This is a genomic window from Mesorhizobium sp. M7A.F.Ca.CA.001.08.2.1, assembly GCF_003998455.1.
Lineage (GTDB): Bacteria > Pseudomonadota > Alphaproteobacteria > Rhizobiales > Rhizobiaceae > Mesorhizobium > Mesorhizobium ciceri.
In genome coordinates, this window is the sequence record NZ_RZPW01001497.1 from 1 (window position 1) to 398 (window position 398).

Sequence of the window (398 nt, forward strand, 5' to 3'; positions counted from 1 at the left end):
GCTTACGCCGCGGGCACCGTTTTCACTTCGTGTCGTAGAGTTTCAGGATCGGTTCGACGCTCGAGGCGTCGTAGAGGCTGAACGTATGGATGTCGTAGCCGATCGGCTCACCCGAAGCGGCGAGCCCGAGCAGCGCCACCGGCATGAAGCCCTGCGCAGACGGGAACTGCCAGGCGGCCGCATTGACGAAACCGGATTTGACGGCTTCCGCGGTTTCCTTGGAATTGCCCCAGCCGACGACCGGGATCTTGCCGGCCGGCACGCCGGCGCCGTCGAACACCCGCTTGACGCTGGCCGCGACGGAATCGCCAAGCGCGATGATCGCCGGCGGATTGTTGGCCACCATGTAGTCGGTCATCTTGGCAATGATGCCGGCCGGGTCGGTGCCGCAATCGACC

At 65.1% G+C, this 398-nt stretch carries 1 protein-coding gene; it reads right to left on the bottom strand.

The window, feature by feature from the left end:
• Positions 1-22: 22 nt before the first annotated feature.
• On the bottom strand, positions 23-398 hold a 376-nt coding region (locus EN914_RS38175), incomplete at its 5' end, for a substrate-binding domain-containing protein (protein WP_164779317.1).